The sequence below is a fragment of the Paraniabella ginsengisoli genome, from assembly GCF_022513635.1.
Lineage (GTDB): Bacteria > Bacteroidota > Bacteroidia > Chitinophagales > Chitinophagaceae > Niabella > Niabella ginsengisoli.
This window is the reverse complement of the sequence record NZ_JAKWBL010000004.1, coordinates 1015271-1039368: the sequence shown is the minus strand read 5'-3', so window position 1 is coordinate 1039368 and position 24098 is coordinate 1015271. Positions and strand designations below refer to the sequence as shown.

At 38.5% G+C, this 24098-nt stretch carries 24 protein-coding genes and 3 pseudogenes; 20 read left to right on the top strand and 7 right to left on the bottom strand.

What is annotated here, in order from left to right:
* Positions 1-15 precede the first annotated feature (15 nt).
* Positions 16-813 (top strand): alpha-L-rhamnosidase N-terminal domain-containing protein, encoded by a 798-nt coding sequence (locus tag MKP09_RS22965; RefSeq protein ID WP_240832851.1) that lies wholly within the window; start codon positions 16-18, stop codon positions 811-813.
* 23 nt (positions 814-836) lie between these two features.
* A complete protein-coding gene (locus tag MKP09_RS22960; RefSeq protein ID WP_240833366.1) occupies positions 837-2405 on the top strand; it encodes a family 78 glycoside hydrolase catalytic domain in 1569 nt (522 codons plus the stop codon).
* A gap of 100 nt (positions 2406-2505) precedes the next feature.
* Here MKP09_RS22960 and MKP09_RS27645 read toward each other — a convergent pair.
* The 4 genes and pseudogenes from MKP09_RS27645 to MKP09_RS22925 all read right to left on the bottom strand — a co-directional run bounded on the left by MKP09_RS27645 (position 2506) and on the right by MKP09_RS22925 (position 6722).
* A pseudogene (locus tag MKP09_RS27645) lies at positions 2506-3374 on the bottom strand (DUF6607 family protein).
* Positions 3375-3528: 154 nt separating this feature from the next.
* The gene (locus MKP09_RS22945) at positions 3529-4602 is read right to left on the bottom strand and encodes an HmuY family protein (RefSeq protein ID WP_240832845.1); all 1074 of its coding nucleotides are present in this window, start codon (positions 4600-4602) and stop codon (positions 3529-3531) included.
* Between the two features lie 70 nt (positions 4603-4672).
* On the bottom strand, positions 4673-6409 hold the full coding sequence (locus tag MKP09_RS22940; RefSeq protein WP_317235420.1) for a TonB-dependent receptor plug domain-containing protein: 1737 nt from the start codon (positions 6407-6409) through the stop codon (positions 4673-4675).
* Positions 6381-6722, bottom strand: a complete 342-nt coding sequence (locus MKP09_RS22925) for a Plug domain-containing protein (protein WP_240832843.1) — start codon at positions 6720-6722, stop codon at positions 6381-6383. Before MKP09_RS22925 ends, MKP09_RS22940 begins: the two co-directional genes overlap by 29 nt.
* A gap of 236 nt (positions 6723-6958) precedes the next feature.
* On the opposite strand from MKP09_RS22925, the gene MKP09_RS22920 reads away from it, so the two are divergent.
* Positions 6959-7405: a hypothetical protein gene (locus MKP09_RS22920; protein ID WP_240832841.1), complete on the top strand. Its 447-nt coding sequence runs from the start codon at positions 6959-6961 to the stop codon at positions 7403-7405.
* A gap of 98 nt (positions 7406-7503) precedes the next feature.
* Here MKP09_RS22920 and flxY read toward each other — a convergent pair whose 3' ends face one another.
* The gene (gene flxY / locus MKP09_RS22915; protein ID WP_240832839.1) at positions 7504-8796 is read right to left on the bottom strand and encodes a flexirubin biosynthesis putative acyl-CoA ligase FlxY; all 1293 of its coding nucleotides are present in this window, start codon (positions 8794-8796) and stop codon (positions 7504-7506) included.
* Positions 8797-9035: 239 nt separating this feature from the next.
* Here flxY and MKP09_RS22910 point away from each other — a divergent pair.
* From MKP09_RS22910 to MKP09_RS22845, 14 genes and pseudogenes are all read left to right on the top strand, one after another.
* Positions 9036-10487, top strand: a pseudogene (locus tag MKP09_RS22910) (circularly permuted type 2 ATP-grasp protein).
* A 203-nt stretch (positions 10488-10690) separates the two neighbouring features.
* Positions 10691-11685: pseudogene (locus tag MKP09_RS22905) on the top strand (alpha-E domain-containing protein).
* Positions 11686-11770: 85 nt separating this feature from the next.
* On the top strand, positions 11771-12733 hold the full coding sequence (locus MKP09_RS22900; protein WP_240832835.1) for a transglutaminase family protein: 963 nt from the start codon (positions 11771-11773) through the stop codon (positions 12731-12733).
* 844 nt (positions 12734-13577) lie between these two features.
* Positions 13578-14933, top strand: a complete 1356-nt coding sequence (locus tag MKP09_RS22895) for a hypothetical protein (RefSeq protein ID WP_240832833.1) — start codon at positions 13578-13580, stop codon at positions 14931-14933.
* 29 nt (positions 14934-14962) lie between these two features.
* Positions 14963-15574, top strand: a complete 612-nt coding sequence (locus tag MKP09_RS22890) for a hypothetical protein (protein WP_240832831.1) — start codon at positions 14963-14965, stop codon at positions 15572-15574.
* A 343-nt stretch (positions 15575-15917) separates the two neighbouring features.
* Positions 15918-16106 (top strand): hypothetical protein, encoded by a 189-nt coding sequence (locus tag MKP09_RS22885; RefSeq protein ID WP_240832829.1) that lies wholly within the window; start codon positions 15918-15920, stop codon positions 16104-16106.
* Positions 16107-16112: 6 nt separating this feature from the next.
* Complete coding sequence (locus tag MKP09_RS22880) at positions 16113-16334, top strand: OmpA family protein (protein WP_240832828.1); 222 nt, start codon at positions 16113-16115, stop codon at positions 16332-16334.
* A 137-nt stretch (positions 16335-16471) separates the two neighbouring features.
* Positions 16472-17086 carry a two-component regulator propeller domain-containing protein gene (locus MKP09_RS22875; protein ID WP_240832827.1) on the top strand — a complete coding sequence of 205 codons (615 nt, stop codon included), beginning with the start codon at positions 16472-16474 and terminating at the stop codon, positions 17084-17086.
* Between the two features lie 11 nt (positions 17087-17097).
* Positions 17098-17487: a hypothetical protein gene (locus tag MKP09_RS22870; RefSeq protein WP_240832826.1), complete on the top strand. Its 390-nt coding sequence runs from the start codon at positions 17098-17100 to the stop codon at positions 17485-17487.
* Positions 17488-17492: 5 nt separating this feature from the next.
* Positions 17493-17828, top strand: a complete 336-nt coding sequence (locus MKP09_RS22865; RefSeq protein WP_240832825.1) for a hypothetical protein — start codon at positions 17493-17495, stop codon at positions 17826-17828.
* A 67-nt stretch (positions 17829-17895) separates the two neighbouring features.
* Positions 17896-18525, top strand: coding sequence for a hypothetical protein (locus MKP09_RS22860; protein ID WP_240832824.1), 630 nt, complete (start codon positions 17896-17898; stop codon positions 18523-18525).
* Entirely contained in the window at positions 18513-19364 is an 852-nt protein-coding gene (locus tag MKP09_RS22855; RefSeq protein ID WP_240832823.1) for a sensor histidine kinase, read from the top strand. Before MKP09_RS22860 ends, MKP09_RS22855 begins: the two co-directional genes overlap by 13 nt.
* A gap of 177 nt (positions 19365-19541) precedes the next feature.
* The gene (locus MKP09_RS22850; RefSeq protein WP_240832819.1) at positions 19542-19949 is read left to right on the top strand and encodes a LytR/AlgR family response regulator transcription factor; all 408 of its coding nucleotides are present in this window, start codon (positions 19542-19544) and stop codon (positions 19947-19949) included.
* A 37-nt stretch (positions 19950-19986) separates the two neighbouring features.
* Complete coding sequence (locus MKP09_RS22845; protein WP_240832817.1) at positions 19987-20298, top strand: LytR/AlgR family response regulator transcription factor; 312 nt, start codon at positions 19987-19989, stop codon at positions 20296-20298.
* 131 nt (positions 20299-20429) lie between these two features.
* Here MKP09_RS22845 and MKP09_RS22840 read toward each other — a convergent pair whose 3' ends face one another.
* Together MKP09_RS22840 and MKP09_RS22835 are read right to left on the bottom strand one after the other, a co-directional pair.
* A complete protein-coding gene (locus MKP09_RS22840; RefSeq protein WP_240832815.1) occupies positions 20430-20981 on the bottom strand; it encodes a hypothetical protein in 552 nt (183 codons plus the stop codon).
* Positions 20982-20983: 2 nt separating this feature from the next.
* Positions 20984-22564 (bottom strand): hypothetical protein, encoded by a 1581-nt coding sequence (locus MKP09_RS22835; protein WP_240832813.1) that lies wholly within the window; start codon positions 22562-22564, stop codon positions 20984-20986.
* Positions 22565-22913: 349 nt separating this feature from the next.
* Between MKP09_RS22835 and MKP09_RS22830 the strand changes: the two genes are divergently transcribed.
* The 3 genes from MKP09_RS22830 to MKP09_RS22820 all read left to right on the top strand — a co-directional run bounded on the left by MKP09_RS22830 (position 22914) and on the right by MKP09_RS22820 (position 24085).
* Positions 22914-23441: a response regulator transcription factor gene (locus MKP09_RS22830; protein ID WP_240832811.1), complete on the top strand. Its 528-nt coding sequence runs from the start codon at positions 22914-22916 to the stop codon at positions 23439-23441.
* Entirely contained in the window at positions 23438-23587 is a 150-nt protein-coding gene (locus MKP09_RS22825) for a winged helix-turn-helix domain-containing protein (RefSeq protein WP_240832809.1), read from the top strand. Before MKP09_RS22830 ends, MKP09_RS22825 begins: the two co-directional genes overlap by 4 nt.
* Positions 23588-23806: 219 nt before the next feature.
* Positions 23807-24085: a hypothetical protein gene (locus MKP09_RS22820; protein WP_240832807.1), complete on the top strand. Its 279-nt coding sequence runs from the start codon at positions 23807-23809 to the stop codon at positions 24083-24085.
* Positions 24086-24098 lie beyond the last annotated feature (13 nt).

Below are 24098 nucleotides of genomic sequence, written 5' to 3'. Positions count from 1 at the left end.
CCTGGAAAGGCAGACGTGTGGGATAGTAAACAACAGCAATCGGATCAACAACTCATTTATTTTAATGGCAATACATTGAGTTCGCATAAAAGATACTGGTGGTGTGTTGAGTTGCAAACAAATAATGGTACATATACATCGCAGCCAACCTGGTTTGAAACAGCCAAGATGCAGCCTGCCGATTGGGTGGGACAATGGATCACAGATGAATATGATATTGAGTTTGCGCCATCGCCAATGTTTAGAAAGTTATTCAAAGCAAAAAGCAATATCCAGTCAGCAAGGTGTTATATCAGCGGCTTAGGTTATTATGAGCTGCATGTTAATGGAAAGTCTGTCAATCCATTAACGCTTGATCCTGGATTTACTGATTATAGTAAAAGAATTCTTTATAAAACTTATGATGTTACTGATAAAATCAAAAAAGGAAGCAACTGCATCGGCATACAATTAGGTAATGGGTGGTTTAATGAACAAACGCCAACCGTATGGAATTTTCATCAAGCTCCGTGGCGCAAACGACCGCAAACAATTTGTGAGCTACATATTACATATACCAACGGAACATCGGAAATTATCAAAACCGATGAAAGCTGGTCAACGGCTATTGGCCCGCTACAATTTGATAATATCCACGCAGGTACCACTTATGATGCGCGCCTGGAACAACAAGGCTGGGCAACCCATTCTTTCGATGACAGCAAATGGAAGAAAGCGAAAACCACAAAGTCCACCGCAGATCTTTTAGAAACGCAGGCAATGCCTTCGGTAAAAGTGACGGATACTATTGATGCAATTGAGGTAAAAAAATAAACGACACCTGTTATGTGTTTGACATGGGTATCAATTTTGCCGGTGTACCACAATTAGAAATTTCAGGAGCGAGCGGAACTACCATTACATTACGTCATGCGGAAATGACGGATTCTTCAGGTCATATTGATCAGCGAAATATTAATATGCACCTGCGTCCAAGAAATGCGAGAGATGTAATTCAAACAGATGTTTACATTTTAAATGGGATGGGAAAAGAAGTTTTCGTCCCAGCATTTACTTATCATGGATTTAGATATATAGAAATGACATCGAACAAGTCGATAGATATTTCAAAAGTAAAGCTAAGTGGTTTAAGGATGCATAGTGATGTTGAACTTGCGGGAACTTTTAAAAGCTCGAATCAATTATTAAACGATATTTTTTCTATTTGCCAAAATTCTTATCTCAGTAATTTATTCGGCATTCCTACCGATTGTCCCACGCGCGAAAAAAACGGCTGGATGGCTGATGGATTTATGGTTCAGGAAGCAGGCATGTTAAATTATCATTCGGCAAGCGTTTATGCCAAATGGGTGAAAGACATGACCGATGCACAGGAAGCGAATGGCGATGTTCCGGGCATTGTACCTACTTCGTGGAAATGGGATTCTGACTGGGCGGGTCCTGTTTGGGATGCTGCGATATTTATCGTGCCATCGATGCTTTATAAATACAACAATGATCTGGAAAGCATTCGCAATGTATATCCCACCGCGGAGCGCTATCTGAAATATCTTACAACAATAGAAAATGAAAAAGGGCTTTTAACAGACGGCCTCGGCGACTGGTTGTATTACAAAGCCATTACACCAAAAGATTTCATGGTGTCTTGTTATTATTATTGGGATAATATATTGATGGAAAGAATGGCTAATCTTTTGAATAAGCCCGACGATGCAAAACTTTATGCGGCCAAAGCTGCTATTCTGAAAGAGAAAATCAATAACCATTACTTTGACGCAGCACAATTGAGCTACGCTAACAAAACCCAATTGTCGTATGCATTACCGTTATATATGAATATTGCGCCAGAGCATCAACGCGAATCCTTAGCAAAGAAACTGAATGAAATGATTGCAGCAAATAACTATAGCCTCGATTTTGGTTTTATCGGAAGCCTGATCGTACCTGAAGTGTTATCTCAATTTGGCTATACCGAAACTGTTTATAAAATGGTGACCAAAGAAACGCTGCCTTCCTGGGGTTATTGGATCAAAAATTATGAAGCAACCAGTCTTTTTGAAACCTGGGATGTAGGCAGAAATATTGGTGATGCATCGCGCAATCATCCATCAATGGGCGCTATTGCTGCGTGGATGTATAAAGCGCTTGCCGGAATACAGATGAATGAAACAGCACCTGCATTTAAGAAGATTATTATTAAACCTGCTTTTATAAAAGATCTTGATTTTGTTGAAGCCAGTCATCAGTCGTTATATGGCCTCATCAAATCTTCGTGGAAACGAATAGGCAAAACAGTTCAGTTAAATATTACTATTCCTTCGAGTTGTACCGCAACTGTAATATTGCCAAATCAACCAGCAAAGCAAGTTGGTGGCGGTATTCACAACTTTAGTTTTAATGAATAAAAAAGCTGCAGCCTTCCTTATTAATAAGACAAAAAATTAAAAGGTTGATAAGAGTATATTCCTTATCAACCTTTCAACATATCAACTTGTCAACTTTCCTTTACTGTACATGTTTTGTCAATAATGCTGCAACTTTTGTGTTAGCATCAGCGGCAGTAAGTGTTTTAGCTTTCCACTCATCGGCCATTTTGAAAAGTGTGTTCATTAACGCTGTGTCTTCTACCAGCTTTACAGTAGATTTTGCACTAAGCAGTTTATCCCATTCTTGCTGAACGGCTTCCCAAAAACCATGATGCTCTTGCCAGTATTTAGTTGCTGCTTCGCAGTCTTCATCCGAAACTTTTTCATAAGCGTTAAGGCCTTTTTCTTCTGCAATAATTTTGTCGGTTTCGTTTTCGCGAAGCACTTTTCTATTATCCTGAATATGCTCGTAACCATCTTTATTTACAACGATGCGGTTGGTACGATTCAGAATGTTATAGTCAGAACGTTGTGTGTATTCGCGGCGTGGAAGCGGCGCATCGGCTGTATTTTCCCACTGCGTCTTTCCGTTCACCACTTGCCATGCTGAAGAACCCTGATAACGCGGTGCATCAGAAACTTCCCATACAGACTGGCTCCATTTACCCTTTACATCAGCCGCAGGTAGCGTTATTTTTCCCAGGTTTTATCGCCTTTGTAATTCCACTGCACGGGGTTTTCATAAGTCCAGTCCTCACGCCAGTGTTTTACAATATGCCCGTTGCCCACAATCAGCAAGTGTTGTATTACTACGCGGTCTTTATTGTTAACTATGGGTATCGCTAATTCTGTAACACCCATTGTAATATCTCTGTCGTGATATTTATAATCCTTATCCGGCGAAAATGTTTCGGCATATTTAAAACTTATTTCAAAGCATCCGCAAAGTTTGTCGATGTTTTCTTTACCGCTTTGTGCCAAGGCCGGTACGGCAAAAGCAGTTGCCATAAAAAGTGTAGATAGTTTTTTCATGTGTTAATTGTATTTTATTTTTTAGTCACATGGAATTTTGCATAAAATTTTCATCGCTCTAAATTTGAATTTATTCGAAAATTTTCATGGTCGTTCCATTGTATTTTTTTAGTTTTAGATTTGCTTGAAATTATTTAATTAGTTCATATTTAATTTCTGGTTTGCCGCGCGTGCCACCGTCTTCAGTCGCAAAGCTTAAAAACTTTAGTTTATAAACATTACCGCTGGGATCTTTTACAACATAAAATCTGTCTTTTCTAGTAAATGGAGCTGGACTGGGTGGTGGGCCTCCTGTATAACGCCAGCTACTTCCTATTAACCATCTATTGTTACTAAACGAATATTTACTAAGGCTGTCTTTATTAAATTTCGTAAAAGCATCTGCAGCTACTTCGTTATTAGCATAAAGAGCCTGAAATGCCTGAACGTTGTTTAATACATTAAGTGCAACTAAGTCTGAAAACGGATACATTACATCCATTCCACCAAAATTGGTTTTATAGGCGGAATACGTCCATACAATATCCCAATCTTTTTTAGCTGGAAAGCTGCTCAAAGTATTGCCATTGTCAAGCGATATGTACACGAAATCTCCGTCTCCATTTTTGGAAATTTGTGCAGTCTTAAAACTTGTTGCTGCTAAAGCCGCATATTGTAATGTATAAGTGTTTCCATTTCGCAACACTCTAATTTTCATATAATCGCGAGTGCCTATTCCGCCACGTGTGCCACGGTTTAGTATAAATACTTTATTTTCGCTTTCATTGGCAGATGCGGTAAGACGTATTCCAGAAATACTACCATTGAAATCATCCATTTTTGTAAGATCTTCAGAACTCGGTTCGTTTTGATTGAATTCAAGTTTCACCCCTACGGTGTCCGCACTCCCTACTATATTAATATCGGTCTTATTAGTAACAGAAGCATAGGCTCCAGTAGTATTATTAATTTTTATTTTAAATTCACTCCCAGTATAAAATCCCAAATCCCAGTTACTACGTAATATAGAAGTTTGTTTATCTGCACTAAAGTCAACGAATACGGAATTTCTTGCACTTGATCCTGTTTCTCCTGTTTCTCCCGACAATCCGTTCAACTGCATCGTACTTCCGCTTGATGGCGGTGGCAGCGGTATGTCAATGTCTTTGTCCCCGCAAGATGCGATGACAGCTATAATACTTAAAGCGATAAATGTTTGTTTCATATTTATTGTTTTAGACCTCACCCCTAGCCCCTCTCCCAAGGGAGAGGGTGGAGTTTCGGTATTTAAATAATTATTTTTTGAAATGGTTATAATTGAAGTTTAATGTTAAAAAATAAGAGCGGCCGTAGTTATATACATAATCGCCGCCGGTAGAGTGCGCGCCGCCGCTTTGCTGGGTACTTGCCACATCAGTAATGTTAAACACATTTCGTATGCCTGCAGTAAGCGTCAGAAATTTATTGATGTACTGGCCTGCACTAAAATCTCCATAATGAAAGGCGTCTCTATTACCAAGTGTAATGTTTTCGCCATCAACGGTCTGGTATATTTGACGCTTACCGTTGAATCTATAAAAGAAGTTAAGCGATGTGTGTGTTGGCTCAATGGTGTACATTATTTCAGCGTTCAGCTCGGGTGTCCAGTTAAATTGTGGAATTTCTTTGCCATTATAATCTTCACCCTTAAAACGATTATACCTGCCCAGCATTACACCGCCAATACCAGCCTGCCAGTTTTGGGTTTGCAGCCTTGCCTTTGCTGAAAACCCGGCGGTTTTATTTTCAGCGATGTTGATATAAATATTTTTTCCACTATTGTTAGGATCTACTCCAATTGAAATCAGATTATTGAAATAATTATGAAAACCTCCCGCTTCGGCGGTAAACCGTTGGTTGTTATGCAACAATTTGCTATACACCAACGATGCATTAAAGCTTCTTGATTTTTCGGCCTCAAGGTTCGGGTTTCCATAAATGGCGTGATTAGCATCTACAAAGTCAAAATACAATTCGCGCAGTGCCGGAGCCCGGAAGCCAAATGCATAAGCAGCTCGCAATGCCCATTCATTATTGATTGTAAAAAGTGTATTTAAAGAAGGTATGATAGGAGGCGCATTATAAATACTATTTTTAACGAATCTCAACCCCGGCCTGACATTCAGCCATGATGCAGGCTTGTATTCTGTAGAAGCAAAAAATGAAAAATCATTAATTTTAGGTTCGCCCGCAATGCGCCTGCCGGTTGAAGTTTCGTGATTCAACTCCAGCCCTGGTTGAATGCTTACTTTAGGCGAAATGGTGTATTGAAGGCTGCTGCGCCAAAAGAAATTACTAAATTGAGCAGTATCCTGCGTACCCGCGTCGGTGGTCAATTCTTCGGTTTTGTTTTGCAGGTCTTTTCTAATAGTTCTGGTAAAGCGTTTGTAATGAGTATAGCTTAACGAATTGGTAAACGACGCTTTTTCGTTGAAACGCCAGTTGCCTTGCAATTGGTGCATCATACGCCGGGTGTTATAAAATTGATCAACCGTTTTGTAAGTGTCCAGGTTTATCGGTCCGTTGGCTGTTATTCTTTCCCACAAATAATCATTGCGGTAATAAAGATTGACCCTGTCATTTTTGTAGCCCAACCGTAAAGACGGCAGCCATTGTTCTTTTGGCTTCCAGCTATGCGCGCGTCCGTAGTTGTCAGCGTCAAATCCTTTAAAATTGGTATGTCCCAACGATAGCAGGCCGTTCCACCCGTTTTTATCCCAAGCAGTATTTATGTTTTGTACATGAAGGCCTTTATTACCAAATGGCTTATACTCGCCTCCAACCGTTTCTTCCTGTATTTTTACATTTGCCCGAAACGAATTGTGCGAAGCGGTTTTTGTGATGATATTTATAACGCCAGCCAAAGCATCTGTTCCATAAACGGTACTCATTGGGCCTTCTACAATTTCAATTCTTTCAATTTGCGAAACATCAAACTGGTTAAGGCTTTCGCGGGTGTCACCCCTATCTAACATAGGTAATCCATCGAGCAAAATTTTTTACATTCCGGCCAGACACACCCATGAAAGAAATATCGGTTGTTCCCAAAGTGTTATCGTTGGACAATCCCATTCCCAGTTCTGTATTTAATAGTTGGGTAAGATTGGTTGCTCCTTTAAGCCTAATTTTTTCGGCAGTAATTACCTGTACTTTGTATACCGATTTATTTAAAGATTGTGGCTTGTACTGGCCTGTGGTTACTTGCACTTCTTCAAGCGTGCGCACTGTGTCTTTCTGTGCATAGGCTGTAACGATAGTGATTAACGCAATTATTGTTAGCAGTGATGTTTTTATAACTATTCTCATGAGCCTCTCTTAAACGAAATGCAAAATTCCGTTTAAGGCGGGGCAATCACTTCCGAAATCAGGAAAAACAATTTACGAGATCCGGAATTTTTTAGCCCATTCCCAATACGCTTCTATTTATTAAAACCCAACTAAAGCCCTTGCCGAAGAAATGAACAGAGCCTCATTCAACCTCTTTTTGTATGGGGCTGTTACGTTTTTGTGTTAACTTTCGTTTTAAGTAAAAAACGCTAATTATGAGAAATCTACTTTTTATTTTATTGCCAGTTTTTGTGTTAGGATGTAGCCGCAACGGCGATGATGTTTCAAAGACGCGAACAGGCGAGCCTTGTGGCGAGGCCGTGCAGGTAACTGCAAAATCTTTTTCAACGGCTGAAAGCGATCCGTTTAGCATTACAAGTGCATCCATAAAGGGCGATTGTTTAACTGTTACAGTTGGCGCTAGTGGTTGTAGCAGCGATTGGGAAAAAGTAGAAGTGCTGCATGGTATATCTCTTACTGCCGATGGGCTACCGCAGAATCGACTGAAAATTGTGTTAAGTAATAAAACTGGAGACTGTGCTACATCTTTCTCAAAAACGCTTCAATTTGATCTTTACCCTTTAAGACAGAAAGGGACTAACAAGCTTACTATTCTGTTATACGGATATGATAAAACGTTGGAGTATGCTTACGGTAATTAAACACGTGTTGACAGGCTTAAAGGTTAGTGAGGACAGAAACCACCCATTGCACATCTTCCTACAATTCCGCAAATCATATAAATTAAGGCCCAGACTCATTACCGCTTATCTACAAACTTTACCGGTTTTCTTACACCATCCGGAAACTGCTTTTGCTGCATTGTATCGGCATCAATATATTTAATATGCGGCGTTACGCGCAGCCGGGCCTGTAGATAGGCTTTTATTTTATTATGCGTTTCTTCCAAATTATTTTCAGCAACAATGTAAAGTAACACTTCATCGGTACCTATTTCGTTACTATATACTTCTACAACATATTCTTTAATCGCATCTATTTTATAAATAATTTCAAACAGCGCGGGCGCAAACAACGTAGTTCCCTTGTATTTGATCATTTGCTTTTTTCTGCCAATTACCGGCGACAAACGCAATGTTTGCCTGCCGCAGCTGCAAGGCTCGGTATAAGCTTTACATATATCTCCGGTTTTGTAACGCAGCAAGGGCATACCTTCCACGCCAAGTGTAGTTATCGTTACTTCTCCCGGCTGGCCATTTGTTACAACATTTCCGTCTTCATCGAGTAATTCCACAATAAGTAATTCTGGATTTAAGTGTCCTCCTTTACCTGCTTCACATTCTGTAAAAGCGGTTTGCATTTCAGTAGAAGCGTAAGTAGAGAACAATTGTATATTCCATTTATCAGTAATTCTTTTACCAAGTATATTTAGTTCCAGATCTTCGCTTCTGATATTTTCTCCAATACATATTGCTTTTCTCACCGACGATTGATTGATGTCAATGCCATTATCTTCTGCGTATTGAATCAGCTTAACAATAAAAGAAGGTACCGCAACAATTGCAGTTGGCTTAAGGCGTTCAATAGTTTCCCATTGCAAAGATGGAACACCGGGACCAACACGTACCACGCCGGCGCCCAATTTCCGTATGCCGCTGTAGTAAGCCATTCCCGCCATAAATTGCCTATCCAGCGTAAGCATCAATTGATAAATATCTTCAGAAGTACCGCTGGCGCAAACAAAAGAACTGTATTCGTTATATGAAAGTCTTTGCAGATCGTTTTCGGTTAAAGCAATAGTCACCGGGCTACCAACGGTGCCCGATGTGGCTGTATATTCTATTATTTTATTTTTTGCAACGCAAAGAAATTCATCATTTTTCTGTTGGAGATGTTCCTTTTCTGTTGGCGGTATTTTTTGCAGGTCGTCAATGCTACTTATTTCACTGATATTAATGTTATGATCAGCAAACAATTTTTTGTAATAAACAGAATGAGTTTGTAGATAGCCAAGCAAGTCGGATAATTTCTTTTCCTGGTATTCGCGAATGCTCGCTGCCTTTTGAAAGGAAATGGATGGTAATTCATTCATGCCTCAAACGTACATAAAAACCTGATTGTTGAAAGCAAGTTTTTTAAATAAAAAATGTTACGACATACTTACCAAACGCGTAATTATCGGATTGGTTAGGGATTATATTTTTTGTGCATCATAAATATATTTAATTAAATAATTTGTTTTAGCCGCCCATTTTGGGGCTAATAAACGGTTTGGCAATTATATCTATTTTATATATATTCCATTTTTAAAGCAAAAATTGATATGCGCTTATGATGTCACCAAAGATTTTAGAATCTTATAATATACAATCCGATGTTTGGGATGAATTGATGGGCGACAATGGAGTGCGTGAGAACTATCGCCATCTGGTAAACATCATTGATGGGTTGCCACCTGAAGAAATGGGAATAAAAGATGAGCTGGCAAAAAAGCTTTTCATGACCCAGGGAATAACATTTACGGTATACAGCGACAATGAAGGAGTAGAAAAGATTTTTCCGTTTGACATTATTCCGCGCATCATCGAAGCAAAAGAATGGAGTGTTATCGAAGCTGGCGTGAAGCAGCGCCTCAAAGCCCTTAATATATTTTTAAAAGATGTATATCACCAGCAGTTCATTATTAAAGATGGTATTGTTCCGGCAAAACTCATTTACTCATGTCCTCTTTTTTTGAGGGAGATGATGAACGTTGATGTCCCTTTCGATATTTACTCGCATATTGCCGGCATTGACCTGATCCGCGATGCAGATGGAAGTTTTTATGTTTTGGAAGATAATTTGCGAACACCTTCAGGTGTATCATATATGCTTGAAAACCGAAGCATTACTTTCCGAATATTTCCTGATCTTATTCCACGCAATAACGTAAGGCGTGTAATTGAATACCCATCTTTATTACTTAAAAACCTGCTGGGCCTTGCCAACAGACAAGTTAGTAATCCTACAGTTGTGTTGTTAACCCCGGGCGTTTATAATTCTGCTTATTTCGAGCATACAACACTTGCACGCCTAATGGGAATTGAATTGGTGGAAGGAAGAGATTTGGTTGTTGAAAACCATCATGTGTATATGAAAACAACCAGCGGCCTTCAAAAGGTGGATGTTATTTACCGAAGAGTAGATGATGAGTTTATTGATTGATCCTCTACTTTCCGTCCGGATAGTATTTTAGGTGTGCCTGGTATTTATTGGGCATACAGGAAAGGAAATGTGGCCATTGTGAATGCGATGGGAAATGGTGTGGCCGATGATAAAGCTGTATATTCTTATGTGCCGGAGATGATCAGATATTATTTGAATGAAGAACCGATTTTAAAAAACGTTCCCACTTACGAGCTGGATGTTCCGGAAAACCGATCGATTGTTTTTTCGAATATGGACCAAATGGTAATCAAAAAGACAAACGAATCGGGCGGTTATGGTATGCTAATGGGAAACAAAGCTACTGAAGAGGAAATGGAAGCATACAAAAAGGCAATTCTTGAAGATCCTAGAAATTTTATAGCCCAGCCGATCATTAACCTTTCATCGTCGCCGTGTTATATCGATGGTAAATTACAACCACGTCGCGTAGATCTTCGACCCTTCGCACTTTATGGCCCGGATGGTATTAATATTGTGCCTGGCGGATTAACAAGAGTGGCTTTGAGAGAAGGTTCGCTGGTGGTAAACTCATCGCAAGGCGGAGGAAGTAAGGATACATGGGTGCTGGGGGAGTAAGTTTAGTTTACGGTTGATAGATGACAGTTGATAGACTTGTTAGCAATGAGTAATATGCAAAAGGCAATGAGCAATAGTTTAAAAGTTGATAGGTTGATAAGTATAATTCTTGTTAACATTTAAACCTGTAAACTTGTCAACTTATCGCTGAGAATAGGTAGGCTGAGTTTTGTACAGCAGTACAAGCGAGCGTGGCAAGACAGATGATGGTTGTTTATTGCTGGCTCAAAAGAAATTTAAAATTTAGTATTCAATATTATTATATGTTAAGTCGTGTTGCAGAATCTGTGTTTTGGCTGGCCCGTTATATGGAGCGAACGAATGGGTTGCTTAGGTATTGCGGACTAATTATGTGGCGTCTCAGGATGAGATAAAAGAATATAACTGGAAACCCGTGTTGCAAACTTACGGCTACCTCGATGCAGGACAAATTGAAGCCATTCAATTTAATTCGCGTGCGGTGCTGGAATATGTAATGCTTGACAGGGATAATGACGCGTCGCTTATCAATAACATTACGCGCGCCCGGGAAAATGCAAAGGCTGTGCAGGATCATATTACTAAAGAAATGTGGCATAACCTGAATGCTTATTATTTGCTTATTCGTGAACCGGGTATTGGACAGAATATTAAGTACGGCGATCCTTTAACAGCTTTTGACGCCTTGATAAAACATGGATTGTTTTTGTATGGCACCATTAATATAACCATGTCGCGGGGTGAGGCTTACAATTTTTTAAATGCAGGTCGTTATATTGAGCGTGCTATTATTTCAACAGATGTTACTGATATTAAGCTAAAAGAAGTGGATTATGACCTAAAGCATGAAACGGCAATACCCTCTTTAAGATATTTGCTTTATTCACTTTCTGGTTACGAAGCTTATTTAAAATCTTCAAGAGGTATAGTGGAGCCCGATACGATTATGAAACAGATTTTGTATGATGAAGACTTTGTGCATTCAGTTTTATATTGCATGGCACACATCAGCCGTTATTTTAAAAGATTACAGCCGCAAAGCATTCCGGAAAGTTATGAGCATGTAGATTTTTTAATTGGTAAAGGATTGAATAACTTAAAGTATAGCACCTGCAATCTGAAAGACGGACAAAGTATCAAAGGCTTATTAAGCCAAATCCGTACAGATCTGCAACAGATTTCACGAGCATTTAATACGCATTATTTTGGTTATACCTGAGTGTCGAGTTGATAGATCACAGTTGACGGATGACAGAAAAGCGTACATCGTACATCATACATTAAACATTGTATAATACTACAAAATGCCATCATTTAAAATTAAACATATTACCCGTTATACATACAGCAGTGCAGCTGTAGAATGTACTAACCAGATCATGTTATATCCTATACAGGATGCGCATCAAAGTCTGGAAAGCCACAAGATAACGATCACAAAAAACCCGAACGTTGAAATATTTACTGATTATTTTGGCAATAAATTAGGCATGTTTTCTATTATAGAAAGGCACAGCGAATTGCTGATCTCTTCGGAGGCAGAAGTAATAACACATGAAGTAATAAGTCCGGTTAACGAAGCACCTGCGGAAGACCAATGGGCGCGCTTAGTCGCTGTATGCGGACAATTTCCCTATATTGATTTTATACAGCAGGAATCTTTTGAAAAAATTGATGAGCTAAAAGTTTTTATGGATGAGCTTTTCGACAAGAATAAAACGCCTTTTGAAAATGCACAACTTTTTTCAGAATACATTTTTAAAAACTTTGAATATAAGCAAGGCATTACAAGCGTGGAAACAAATGTCGATGAAATATGGAGATTGAAAGCGGGCGTTTGCCAGGATTTTGCCCATATTTTATTATTGATGTTAAGACGGATCGGCATTCCTGCACGTTATGTAAGCGGATACATTTGTCCAAAAAATAACGAGTTCAGAGGCGAAGGAGCCACTCATGCGTGGGTTGAAGCTTACCTGCCTGATTATGGCTGGATCGGCCTTGACCCTACCAATAACTGCATCGCCAGCGACCGGCATATAAGGCTTGCTGTTGGAAGAAATTTTTCTGATGTAACGCCAGTTAAGGGAACTTATAAAGGCTCATCCCATCATGTTTTAGAGGTATTAGTATCTATTGATAATAAAGCGGCAACGCCTATCGAAGAAAAACAAGGGCCACCTGCTTTTAGCTATAAGGCTGATAATCCTGCTAAATCAACCAGCGCTAATTCGTATAGATTTTATATGGAGCAAATGCAGCAGTAGTAGTTTTTATAATTATGATTGATAGCCTACGGAATAGGCTATCTTTTCTTTTTTTACCGATCATCAAACGAATTTGACCGATCGTCGATTATACATTGCATTTCCTCTCTTACCTATTAACTTTTTCTTGTATTTAGATACATTTGTATTGAAAATTATTAGAAATCAACTGCACTTTCTAAAATACGCAATTGGAACATTATGCTATTTTCTATTGCTTTTTCTCTCACTAATTAGGCTTTTTTGATAAGACATATTTACGGGGAGTAAGTCGTACGCATTTTTCATTTAGAAGAACTTAATGCATAGAAAGATTTGGAAATAATTATCACACCTAAACACTGAGATTAAAAATCAAAACACGATTGACATACCCTGCGAAATAATTTTATACACCTTATGCTTCTCAGGGCTATTTATTCAAAATAAAAGTTCGTCCAACGAATGTTTAATAAATGAACTAAAGTATTAAAACGAGTTAAGAACTCTTGTTGCTTGCATCATTTTGGCTTAGTTCGTATAAAAAAGATAAAGATGAAAAAATATCAAACCAAACTAATTATTATAAGCGCCTTATTAGTATTAATAGCCTCTTGTAAAAAAATAATCACAGCCCCCAGCCTCCAGTCGTGCCTGGCGTTGATTTGGGTTCGAAGATAACTTCCAACTTTGTAATAAGTGTAGTAGATAATAAAAAAGACCCTGTAAAAGATGTTGCTGTTAGTATTGGTAACAAAACCGTTACAAGCAATGCACTAGGTACCGCATTATTTTACGATGCTGAAGTAAGTGAAAAAAAGCTTACATCAAAGCCATTAAAAAAGGGTTTCATAAAAGTTTTCGGGTGTTTACCCCTCTCAAGGATGACGCTAATTATATGCAAATACAACTAATAGAACAAAAAATAGCGGGCACAGTCTCTAATGCTTCCGGAGGTTCAGTTACTTCCTCCGAAGGAGTAAAAATTACTCTTCCGGCAAATGCAGTAAACGGGTATTCTGGCAATATTAATTTGGCCGTAAAATATATAGATGCTACCGACGCTGCAAATTCAGGTCGGGTTCCGGGAGACTTGGTTGCGCAAAATAATAATACGCTGGGCATGTTAGAAAGCTATGGCATGGCAGGAATTGACCTGTTAGACGATGCGGGCAACTATCTACAATTGGCTGCAGGCAAAGAAGCCACCATTAACCTACCTGTACCAGCATCTAAAGTATCAACTGCTCCAAACACCATTCCTTTTTGGTATTTTGATGAAGAAGAAGGAGCATGGAAAGAAGAAGGGGTTGGCGTTTTAACAGGTAATAAATATGAGGGTAAAGTAAAACATTTTAGCTGGTGGAACGCTGATAAATTTATGTCTACACAAACATTTTGTTTAACAGCAACTGTTAATGGTATGCCGGCACCAAACATAAATATAGAAATTTTAGATAAACAAAGTGGCATGAGAGCCACTACTACGCTCTCTGCGTCAGCAAATAACTGCCTGATTTTTCCGGTTAATAGCGATGGGTCTGTAAGGAATGTTGAAGTATCGGCGAAGCTTGGCGATAACCCATGTTTATCACCCATTCAAACTACGCTCACCTCTTCCCGCAGCACCTTAACGCTCAATTTCTCTACAGCAGGTTCTATACTACTACCATTAAAAATAGCAGGTAGTGCCGTTAATTGCAACACTGGTCAACTAATTACAAATGGCATTGCAAGAGTAGAGAAAGAGAGCCAAGTATTTACAACAATAATTAAAAACGGGAAGTTTGATTTTGGAGGCCGTCTTATATGCCTGCCCAATAATGCTACTAACGATGCTGAGTTAATAATATACGACACAGAAACGTTTAAGCAATCTGCTCCCAAAACTATTACTATTTCTAATCAACAATATGATGCTGGTACAATCAGCACCTGCGAAACCATTACGGTAAAAAAAACATATGTAGGTAATCTTGATTTATCAACCCAACAGGAAGTCGATAACTTTTTAACTGAAAACTATACTGATATCGATGGTACGCTTACCATTTCCGGCAACAATATTACATCCCTATCCCCATTGATTTTCTTAAAAAACATTACGGGTGATTTTTTTATTGACAATATGGATCACATTACCAGTTCAGATGGCCTTCAAAATTTAAGAACTATAGGAAAGAGGCTTATAATTAAATTTGTTCCAATATTTCTGAAATAGTATTAGACAAACTAACCTCCTGCGCATCTGTGTACATTTTAACAAGAGTTGACAACCAACCAAGTAAATTAACAGACATAAGCTTTGCTAACCTTACAAGTATTTATGATAAAGTAGCAGGCCAATCTGGATCTATTGACATAATACAGCCTTTTCAACTTCCATCCAGCAGCATCAGTATTCCTAAACTAAAATTAATAGGCAATTTAAGTATTCGACATGGGCGACCAATGTCCAACTCTTCGCTTAGTCTTTACTTAAATGAATTAGAGAAGATAGAAGGCGATGCAGGAATTGATGCTTACCTCAACGCATCTGTTATTATAAATAAATTAAACCGTATAGAAGGCAACTTTTTGTATAAGCCAATTGGTGACCTTACCCCAGCGGACTTTCCAGCGCTTAACTACATAGGGGGTAATTTTGATATGCAAGTAGACGCAGTTACTAGTATTTCGGGAATAGGAAACTTAAACTATATTGGAGGCAACATGTATATTTCTGGCTCAAATAACCTTAGGGATTATTGTATTTTAAGACCATTATTAAGTAATGGTGGGCTAAAAGGAACTTTTACCGCAACTAACGCCGCATATAACCCTACAGCCCAGCAAATTATTGCAGGCAACTGTAGTCAGTAAACTGTTCAAGAAAGAGTCTTGTCAAATAAAATTTGGTGCATCCTTTTTATTTGATAAGACTGCTCTAGCAATTATTTTTTTGGCAAACCTCCTATGGGTTTCCTAACAGGCAAAACATTAGCTGCCGCCATGCTGTAAAGGTTGTGATATTGTGTTAAGTAAACACTGTCATGTCGATTGTCACGCCAAGCCTTCCTAAGGTTTTTGTTTCAGGCAAACTCGGTAGCTTTGTCAGCAAACTGGCGGCATACAAAAAGAAATTTTATACACCGATGAGAATTTTATACTGAAAGGAAGTGCGGTTATATGTAATACGCCTAATCCAATACCGAGTGTATCGGTAGTGATGAAGGACAACGCCAATGCCTCTGAAAAAACAACAGGTACCGATGATAAGGGCGAATTTATTTTTCATCTGACGCAAAGAGCTGCCGCAACCTTGTACGGTAAAAAAGATAAATATTTATCTCAGGTAGTGGAAGTATCCTCTGCCAATTATGATCGTCATAAAACGTTATTTATAAAACTATAAATGTGTATGGAGGAAACCGATTGCGGCAAAGCCATTCGCCTACAAAATATCCATTACAATTTAGATATATACTTTATCCGCGATGATGCCAAACCCGAGTTGAACAGATTAGTACAGTTTCTGAAAGATAATCCGGGTGTAAGCGTAGAGCTTTCATCACATACCGACTCCAGAGCTTCCGACAGTTATAACATGACGCTTTCGCAAAACCGAGCCATGCAGCGGTAGATTATATTGTTTCTCAAGGTAAGTTCTGTTTCAAACAATGTTGCTCACAAAAGGCAACCCATTAGCGGTAATTTTATAAGGAGACATGTTTCGGCGTTGCTAATCTTTTCCAAAAACAAAAAAATTATCTTTAACATGTGAGCTTCAAAACAACTGTCATAACCATACTAATCTATTTTTATGCTGCCTGTGGCGCAACGGCACAGGAACCCACCAACTATTCCGCAAAAAATGGGTTGCCTACCAATCATGTGTATGATGTGCAGGAAGATAAGGACGGCGTGATGTGGTTTGCTACCAATAGGGGTTTGGTGAAGTTTGATGGCAAAAATTTTAAAGCCTTTACCATAAAAGAAGGCTTGCCCAATAACGATGTTTGGGAATTGTATTTAGATGGTAAAAAGCGGTTATGGGTGTTTTCTAAAAGCAGATATCAAAGTTATGTTTTAAACGATAGTATTTACAACTTTGCTACAAGCGATGGCAAAACGATTAGCCCCGCACCCATTTACGAAGTTGACAATGCGCTGTGGTTGCGTGCAGGCTATTATAAATTTGATGGAGCGGAATTTAAAGTTCAAAATGATTATGCAACATTTTATCACGGAGGATCGCAACAGGTTTTTCAAAAGCATGGATTAAATGCAGAAGCGGCGGCCGTTTCGTACGATTTTATTTTCAACCAATATTTTCTAATCAAAGACGGCGAGCTTTGGTTTTTAAATGCCGATGGAACTGTTTTAAAAAAATAAAAAATGAGCAATTGTCTCGTCGGGATAGTCAAAGCGCATATCGTTTTGGTAATCTATTTATTTTAATAAACGATAAAGGCATTATTGTCATCAACACCATTGCGCACACTTTAAAACATATCGCCTTTAAAGATTTGAATATTTTTATACAACCATTTGACACTAACCAAAAATGTGTTTTTGTAAATAATACTTATCAAATAAGTGTGCCTAATTATTTGCTCATTTTCAATGCCGGTTTTGAGCTTATCGAAAAGCATCCCTTTCCAGAAGCGTTAGAAATTCATCATGCGTTTAAAGATAGCCGCGGCCATATTTGGGCTTGCAGTTTTAAGAAAGGCATCTTTTTGTATACTGCTGCGCAGCTTCGCACTTTGTATTATTTGAAAGGAAAAAAATAAGCGTTTTGGGGCAGGCCAAAGATTTATTTTTAACAGCTTCTGAAACCGATAATGAACATCGGTACATTGCCAATACCGGAACGTTTGTACCCATTACCATCGCTCCAAAAAATTCCACGCCCTATAAAATATTTACGCAGCAAAATAAAGGCTATGTTGTTTTTCAGAACGGTGTTTATCAATATGATGGCAATAGCTTTATAGCGATACCGAACATTAACCGGGGTGGTACTTATAGGAAGGTGAACGGAGGCAAGGACTTTTTGATGAAGCAGGACACTTCTTTTTTGTTAAGTGCGGGTGCTATTTATATTACTGCTTCTGGTTACAAAAAAGAATAGAGCGTCAGGGTTTGCTTGAAATAGAAGACTTCAACAACCATGTTTACACGGGGGTGCCGAAGGTTTATTGCTGCTGAAAAATGAAACATTAACAACGCCAGCTTTTAAAGACACATTGCTTGGTACATCGGTAACGGAATTAAAAGCTACACCAAAAAACCTGTGGGTGGGTACCGACGGGCGTGGCGTGTATAGCTACAGCAACAGCGGCGTACAGCACTTAAAAGCTACCGACGATTTAAGTGTGCAAACCATCATCGACGAAGGCAATGTACTTTGGCTGGCAACTAATAAAGGTGTTAAAAAAGTGGTATTGAAAACACCTCTTTCAGAATCGGTTATTACCAACTCGTTTTACGAAAGTGATGGTCTGCTTCAAAATAACATCAATGATATTTTTTTAAAAGATGGTTTTGTGTATGCAGCCACCGATGCAGGTCTTTCTAAAATTGATCCAAACGACGCTGTTTATAAAAAATCGCTACAAATCTATTTTGAAAATAGATCAGATACATTGACGATAAAACAAAATGAGAATAGAAATATTACCGTTTCTTTTTACGTGACGAATTACGGCAGCCAGCAACACCTTGTATATAAATACCGCCTTTTGCCACAACAGGAAGAATGGATTGAAACGCAAACACAGCTGCTTAATTTTTCAAGCCTGCCCCCGGAAATTATATGCTTGAAGTAGCTGTAACTGATCAGCACAGCAACTTTACTCAAAAAGCATTGACCATAAAAATACTTGCTAAATGGTGGGAAACAACTGCTGCAAAAATATTGTTTGGTATTGCTGCCGCTGGCTTGTTAGTACTATTGGTGCTATACGTGGTGCGGTATTATAAAAGCAAAGAACTGAAGCGGCAGGAAGCCGTTCAGAAAATTAAGAGATTAGAATTGCAAGCGCTGCGCTCGCAAATGAATCCGCATTTTGTGCATAATTCTTTAAACGCTATTCAATATTATATTCAACGTCACGAAGTAGAGTTATCAGAAAATTATCTTTCTAATTTTTCAAAATTGATTCGATTGTTTTTTGAGTATTCCCGAAGGCAATCCATTTCGATTAAAGAAGAAATTGGCTTGTTAGATCATTATCTTAAAATTGAAAAATTGCGTTTTGAAGATAAAATCTCTTATCAAATTAAAGTAGATGAAAAGCTGGACATTGAAGAGCAACTTATTCCCACCATGATTTTACAACCTATTGTTGAAAACGCCGTAAACCATGGAATATTTCATAAAAAAGAAAATGGAAGCATTGTGTTAGATTTCAGATTTCTTTCAAAAAACAGTTATCGAATTATTATTGAAGATGATGGAATCGGCATTAAAAAATCGAAAGAGATGTATAAAAAGTCTGCAAAAAATTATCAATCACGTTCCAGCGCCGTGCTTGAAGAACGGTTAAAGCTTTTGAAGGAAAGCGGAGCATGGGAAATAGATTTCAGCATAAAAGACAGAGCCGACATTGACGCGTTACAAACCGGCACCTTGATAAACTTGGTGATAACAAAACCTTGTTCGTGAAACAGCCACGAATACAGGAATAAGATATTTTATACTGTTTGTAATTTTCTTATCGTCCAATAATTTCTCACTAAGTCACAGCGGCGCGATGTTGTAGAAAAACGCTTCGTACAACTTATTAATACATTTGATATTATTATTCGTGCATCCCTGGCAATCGTCATAAAAAGTTTACACATGAAAACAACAGCCATTTTAATAGATGATGAACGAAAAGCGCTGGTAACGCTGCGAAATAAATTGCAACGGTTTTGGCCGGAAGTAACCATTATTGCTGAAACCCAATTGCCGGAAGAGGCCATTGATTTGCTGACAAATAAAAAAATAGAATTGGTTTTTTTAGATATTGCCATGCCACAACTGAGCGGCTTTGATGTGCTTTCAAAAATTGATACTCCTGATTTTGAAATTATTTTTGTAACCGCTTTTGATAATTATGCGCTTGAAGCCATTAATCATTGCGCAATAGGATATTTAGTAAAACCCGTGGATAATGCTGACCTGAAAGCCACTGTGGAAAAGGCTTTATACAACATCAGCCAAAAAATGCATTGCAAAAAAACAAAACCCTTGTTGAAAATTTAAAGACCGATCATTTTCAAAAAGAAAAATTGTAATTCCGGTGCAGGAAGGCTTAGAGTTTGTAGCCATAAACACCATTGTACGCTGCGAAGGCGTGAACGGTTATACCAAAATATATTTAACAGAAGGCAATACTATTTTAAGCTCTAACAGCATCGGGTATTTTAATAAGCTTTTAGATATCGACGGTTTTTATCTGGTACATAAATCGCATTTAATTAATCTGGATTATGTGCTTAAATATTTAAACGAAGGTAGCTTAATAATGGAGGATCAGGAACATGTGCCTGTTGCAAGAAACAAGCGTTCCGAGTTTTTAGAATTTATCAATAATCGTGGTAACAAGGTCTGACGGTCTCCGTCTGACCAATTATGGGAGACTATTTAGCAGCTACCGAATATGCCGATGAGTTTAAAGCAGCAATCAGTAACCTCACTCGCCTTCCTTTTCAGCCTGCCAAATCCCCTTCAGGAGTTGGGGCTTCACACATCCGTTTCGCCGGTTTCCTTTTTATACGCTTTTATAAAAATAGCACCGAGGTTTTTATAAGGAGGTATATAATCTTCAAAACCCGCTACGTTAGCACGGCCTTTAAATTCTTTCCAAAAAGGGATCCAGTCAATATCTGTTCCGGTACGTAGCTTTTCAGTCAATAAATAAAAGAATGGTTTATTGATAGATGTTCTTCCTATTTGTTTGGATGCAATGATATGTGCATCTTCCGACTTTCTAAGTATAGAATCTATGAGGTTAAACCCACCGCACGAACCCATAAAAACAATTTTTGATGTAGGCGCCATATAGCCGATCGTTGCCTCTGCATAATAACTGTGGCCACGATGTATGGTAACTGTTGGATGCAGATTGTTCTCGTCGAGATAACCATTCAGCGCTCGTTGAGCTTTATCATCCAATCCTTTGTTTTCATCAAGCGGTCGATTAGCATAAATGGAAACCGGTTTTCCTTTTACAGATTTGATCACTACCCATTCCTTATTACTACCATCAATTTTCCAATTGCCGCCCCCAAACATGTTTAGAAATCCGTTAAAGATATTACGGCCATCCTGATCTCCGTAAAAAATACTTGCGAAATAACTTCCCCCTTTTCGTTTGTAAGAGAAGAGAAAGGTACATTATAAACCGGCGGTATTTCCAGCTGGCTTGTTAAATCAATATGGTTAGATGAGTCGGCAGAAAGGAACAGATTATAAAGAATATCGTAAATGGCAATTCCTTTTTTGTTGTTTTCATTTTTGTTCCGCTCCAAGTTGTCTTTCACATTAGCCAACATATCTTTAGCCAAGTCAGGTAATGTTTCCGAAACGCTTGCGTATGAGTCTGCTACGTCAACCCCATCTTCAAGTCCGTTAGTTTTTTCAAGGCCGGTCACAAAAGATTTCATTAGGTCATGCGCATCAGACGCAGTGGAAAAACTACCTAAAAAATCCTTCAACGTATTATAAGCTGCCGCCTGACTGAGGAATTTTCTATAGTGATCAAAATTTAATTTCTTCAATAGCTCATCTCCTTTGCGATCTGCTTTACGCATCATCAAAGGATAAACACCGTTTGTATAACTGCTGGTATATATAAGCCCATTGGTTAAAACTGCCACATAATATAATTCTTCAGCAGTTAGCGGTTGAAGGCAACGAAAACGAATGGCATCGGGCCTTTCATGTAAACCATTGATCTTCGCCACAAAGTCGTCCTTTGCTTTTTGTTCTAATTTTTTAAGTAGGCTGGTATGTCCCATCGCCGTATCGCCATTCATGGCTCTTTGGGTGTAATCCATTTGGGTTTGCACCAACAAGCGGAAATATAATACCGGATCGTTTTTCGCTTTGTCAATATCTTCCATCGTTATTTTCCCTTTCACGATGTTATCCAAAAAAGGAAAATAGAACTGGCCGCTTTTGTTAGGATTACGAGCCATAGCCACTACGCTAACGATCAACGGATCATCCTGGATATTTTGAATACGATAACTAAATTTATTATTGGCTTGTGCGTAATCGTACACCAAATAAGGATATTTATGGCCTATCGACCTGATAAGGCTATCCGTTACTGTAGCTTCCGGATATGCTTTTAAAGCTGCAAAGGTTTTTTCAGGATACCTGTCTGCCAGTTTTAATAGCATTATATCACGCACTTCATTATTCCCTTTATTATCTTTAAAGAACTCCGGCTGCAAGGCCGCGTTTGCAATATCATAAGGAAGTGGCCGTACAATATTGGCAATTGATATTTTTTGGGTATTAGCTTCCATCAATCGCTTGTAGGTCGCAATGATCTGAGGTAAAAAATGTATAGACGACTGGCTGCTACGGCCATATGTTTTTACATAACGAAGTATTTGGGCAAGCCCATCCAGGTAATTGGCCTTTAAGCGTTGATCAATCGAATCGCTTGTTTCAATTTCATATTGAAGCCAATCCACTCGCTTTGTTGCAGCGTCCGTAACAGCATCATTCAACTGTTTATCATTTGAAATAGTCAGCATTTTATCAGCCTTACCGTCCATCGAAAGTAACGCCACCTGATCCTTATCAACCTTTTCCTGCAACATTTGCCTGTTTATAGCAACTGTGTAAGCAGGGACTGTGTCCACCACCACTACTTTCTCGGGTTCTTCTTTTTTCTTCCTTTTTTCCTGAATAATTGTGCATTAGCATCAGCAGTAAGGAAAAGCAGTATAGCTAAAAAGGGAGCGACTCTTTTTAGATGAATGTTCGATAAAATTTTCATAGCATGTCTGGGTAAAGCCAAAAAATGTCAGATTAATAAAAAGTATGATAAAGTAAGCAATAATTAAGCCGATTTTGCAATATTTCCCAAATGTAAAGTCAGCATAATATGGCCTCACAATATTAAATTTACATTAAGTATAGCTACCGGTAAAGCCACTCATGTCGATATAAAACAAATTACCGTTACGTTTGCTTTAAATTATTATTAAAATGGAAAAGGGCTATAAAGTTTTAATTGCTGACGATGAGCCGGACATATTAGAAATACTATCCTATAATCTTGAAAAAGAAGGATATATAGTAATCACGGCAAAAGACGGAGACGAAGCGATTGAAAAAGCTTATCAAAGTAAACCCAATTTGATAATATTGGACATGATGATGCCGAAGAAAACAGGCGTGCAGGTATGCCAGGTTTTAAGAGGGCAGACCGCATTTAAAGATACCCTAATCATGTTTCTGACGGCATTAAACGATGAAATCACCCAGGTTCGTGGTCTTGAGACAGGCGCTGATGATTATGTTAGCAAACCTGTAAGCCCGAAAGTACTATTAAGCAGGGTGGCCGCACTTTTAAGGCGTGTACAAAAAGACAATTCTAAAGCGGTTAAAGTGGGCAATATTAATATCGACCCCGAGAAGTTTTTGGTTCAGGTAGAAGATAAAGAAATTGTGCTGGCCAAAAAGGAATTTGAATTATTGTACCTGCTGGCACTTAAGCCAGGACGTGTTTTTTGAGGAATGAAATATTAAATGCTATTTGGGGCAACGATGTGATCGTGGGTGACCGAACGATTGATGTGCATATCAGAAAAATCAGACAAAAGCTGGATATGGATTGTATTACAACCGTGAAAGGTGTTGGCTATAAATTTGAAGTATAGCGGAGTCCGAAGGACTCAATTAAAATTGCCGCCAATCCAATTGGCGGTTCAAGAAATCCGTAGGATGCCAATCAAAATCGCCGCCAATCCAATTGGTAACTGAAAAGGTTTCAATTCCCATCACAATCAATCCAAATGATTATCCATGGATCTGAAATCCGGAGTCCGAGGACTCCAATCAAAATCGCCGCCAATCTAATTGACGGTTCATAAAATGAAATGAACTCTAAGAATCTTTCTCCTAAACAATTATCTTTTTATACCGCATTGGCACTGGCAATACCGGTGAGCCTGCTTTTGTACATTGTTGACCATAGATGGTTGTTTAGTCTCGTAGCATTTATCGTGCTTTTGGCAGGAGGTTATGTGCTGATCTCTTTTGTATTGGACAATTTTATCTATCGAAAAATAAAGCTGATCTATAAGTTTATCTACCAAACCAAAGCTACCAAAAGAGAAGAAACGTATTACAAATACATCTTACCTAAAAAAGTATAGGTGAGGTTACAGA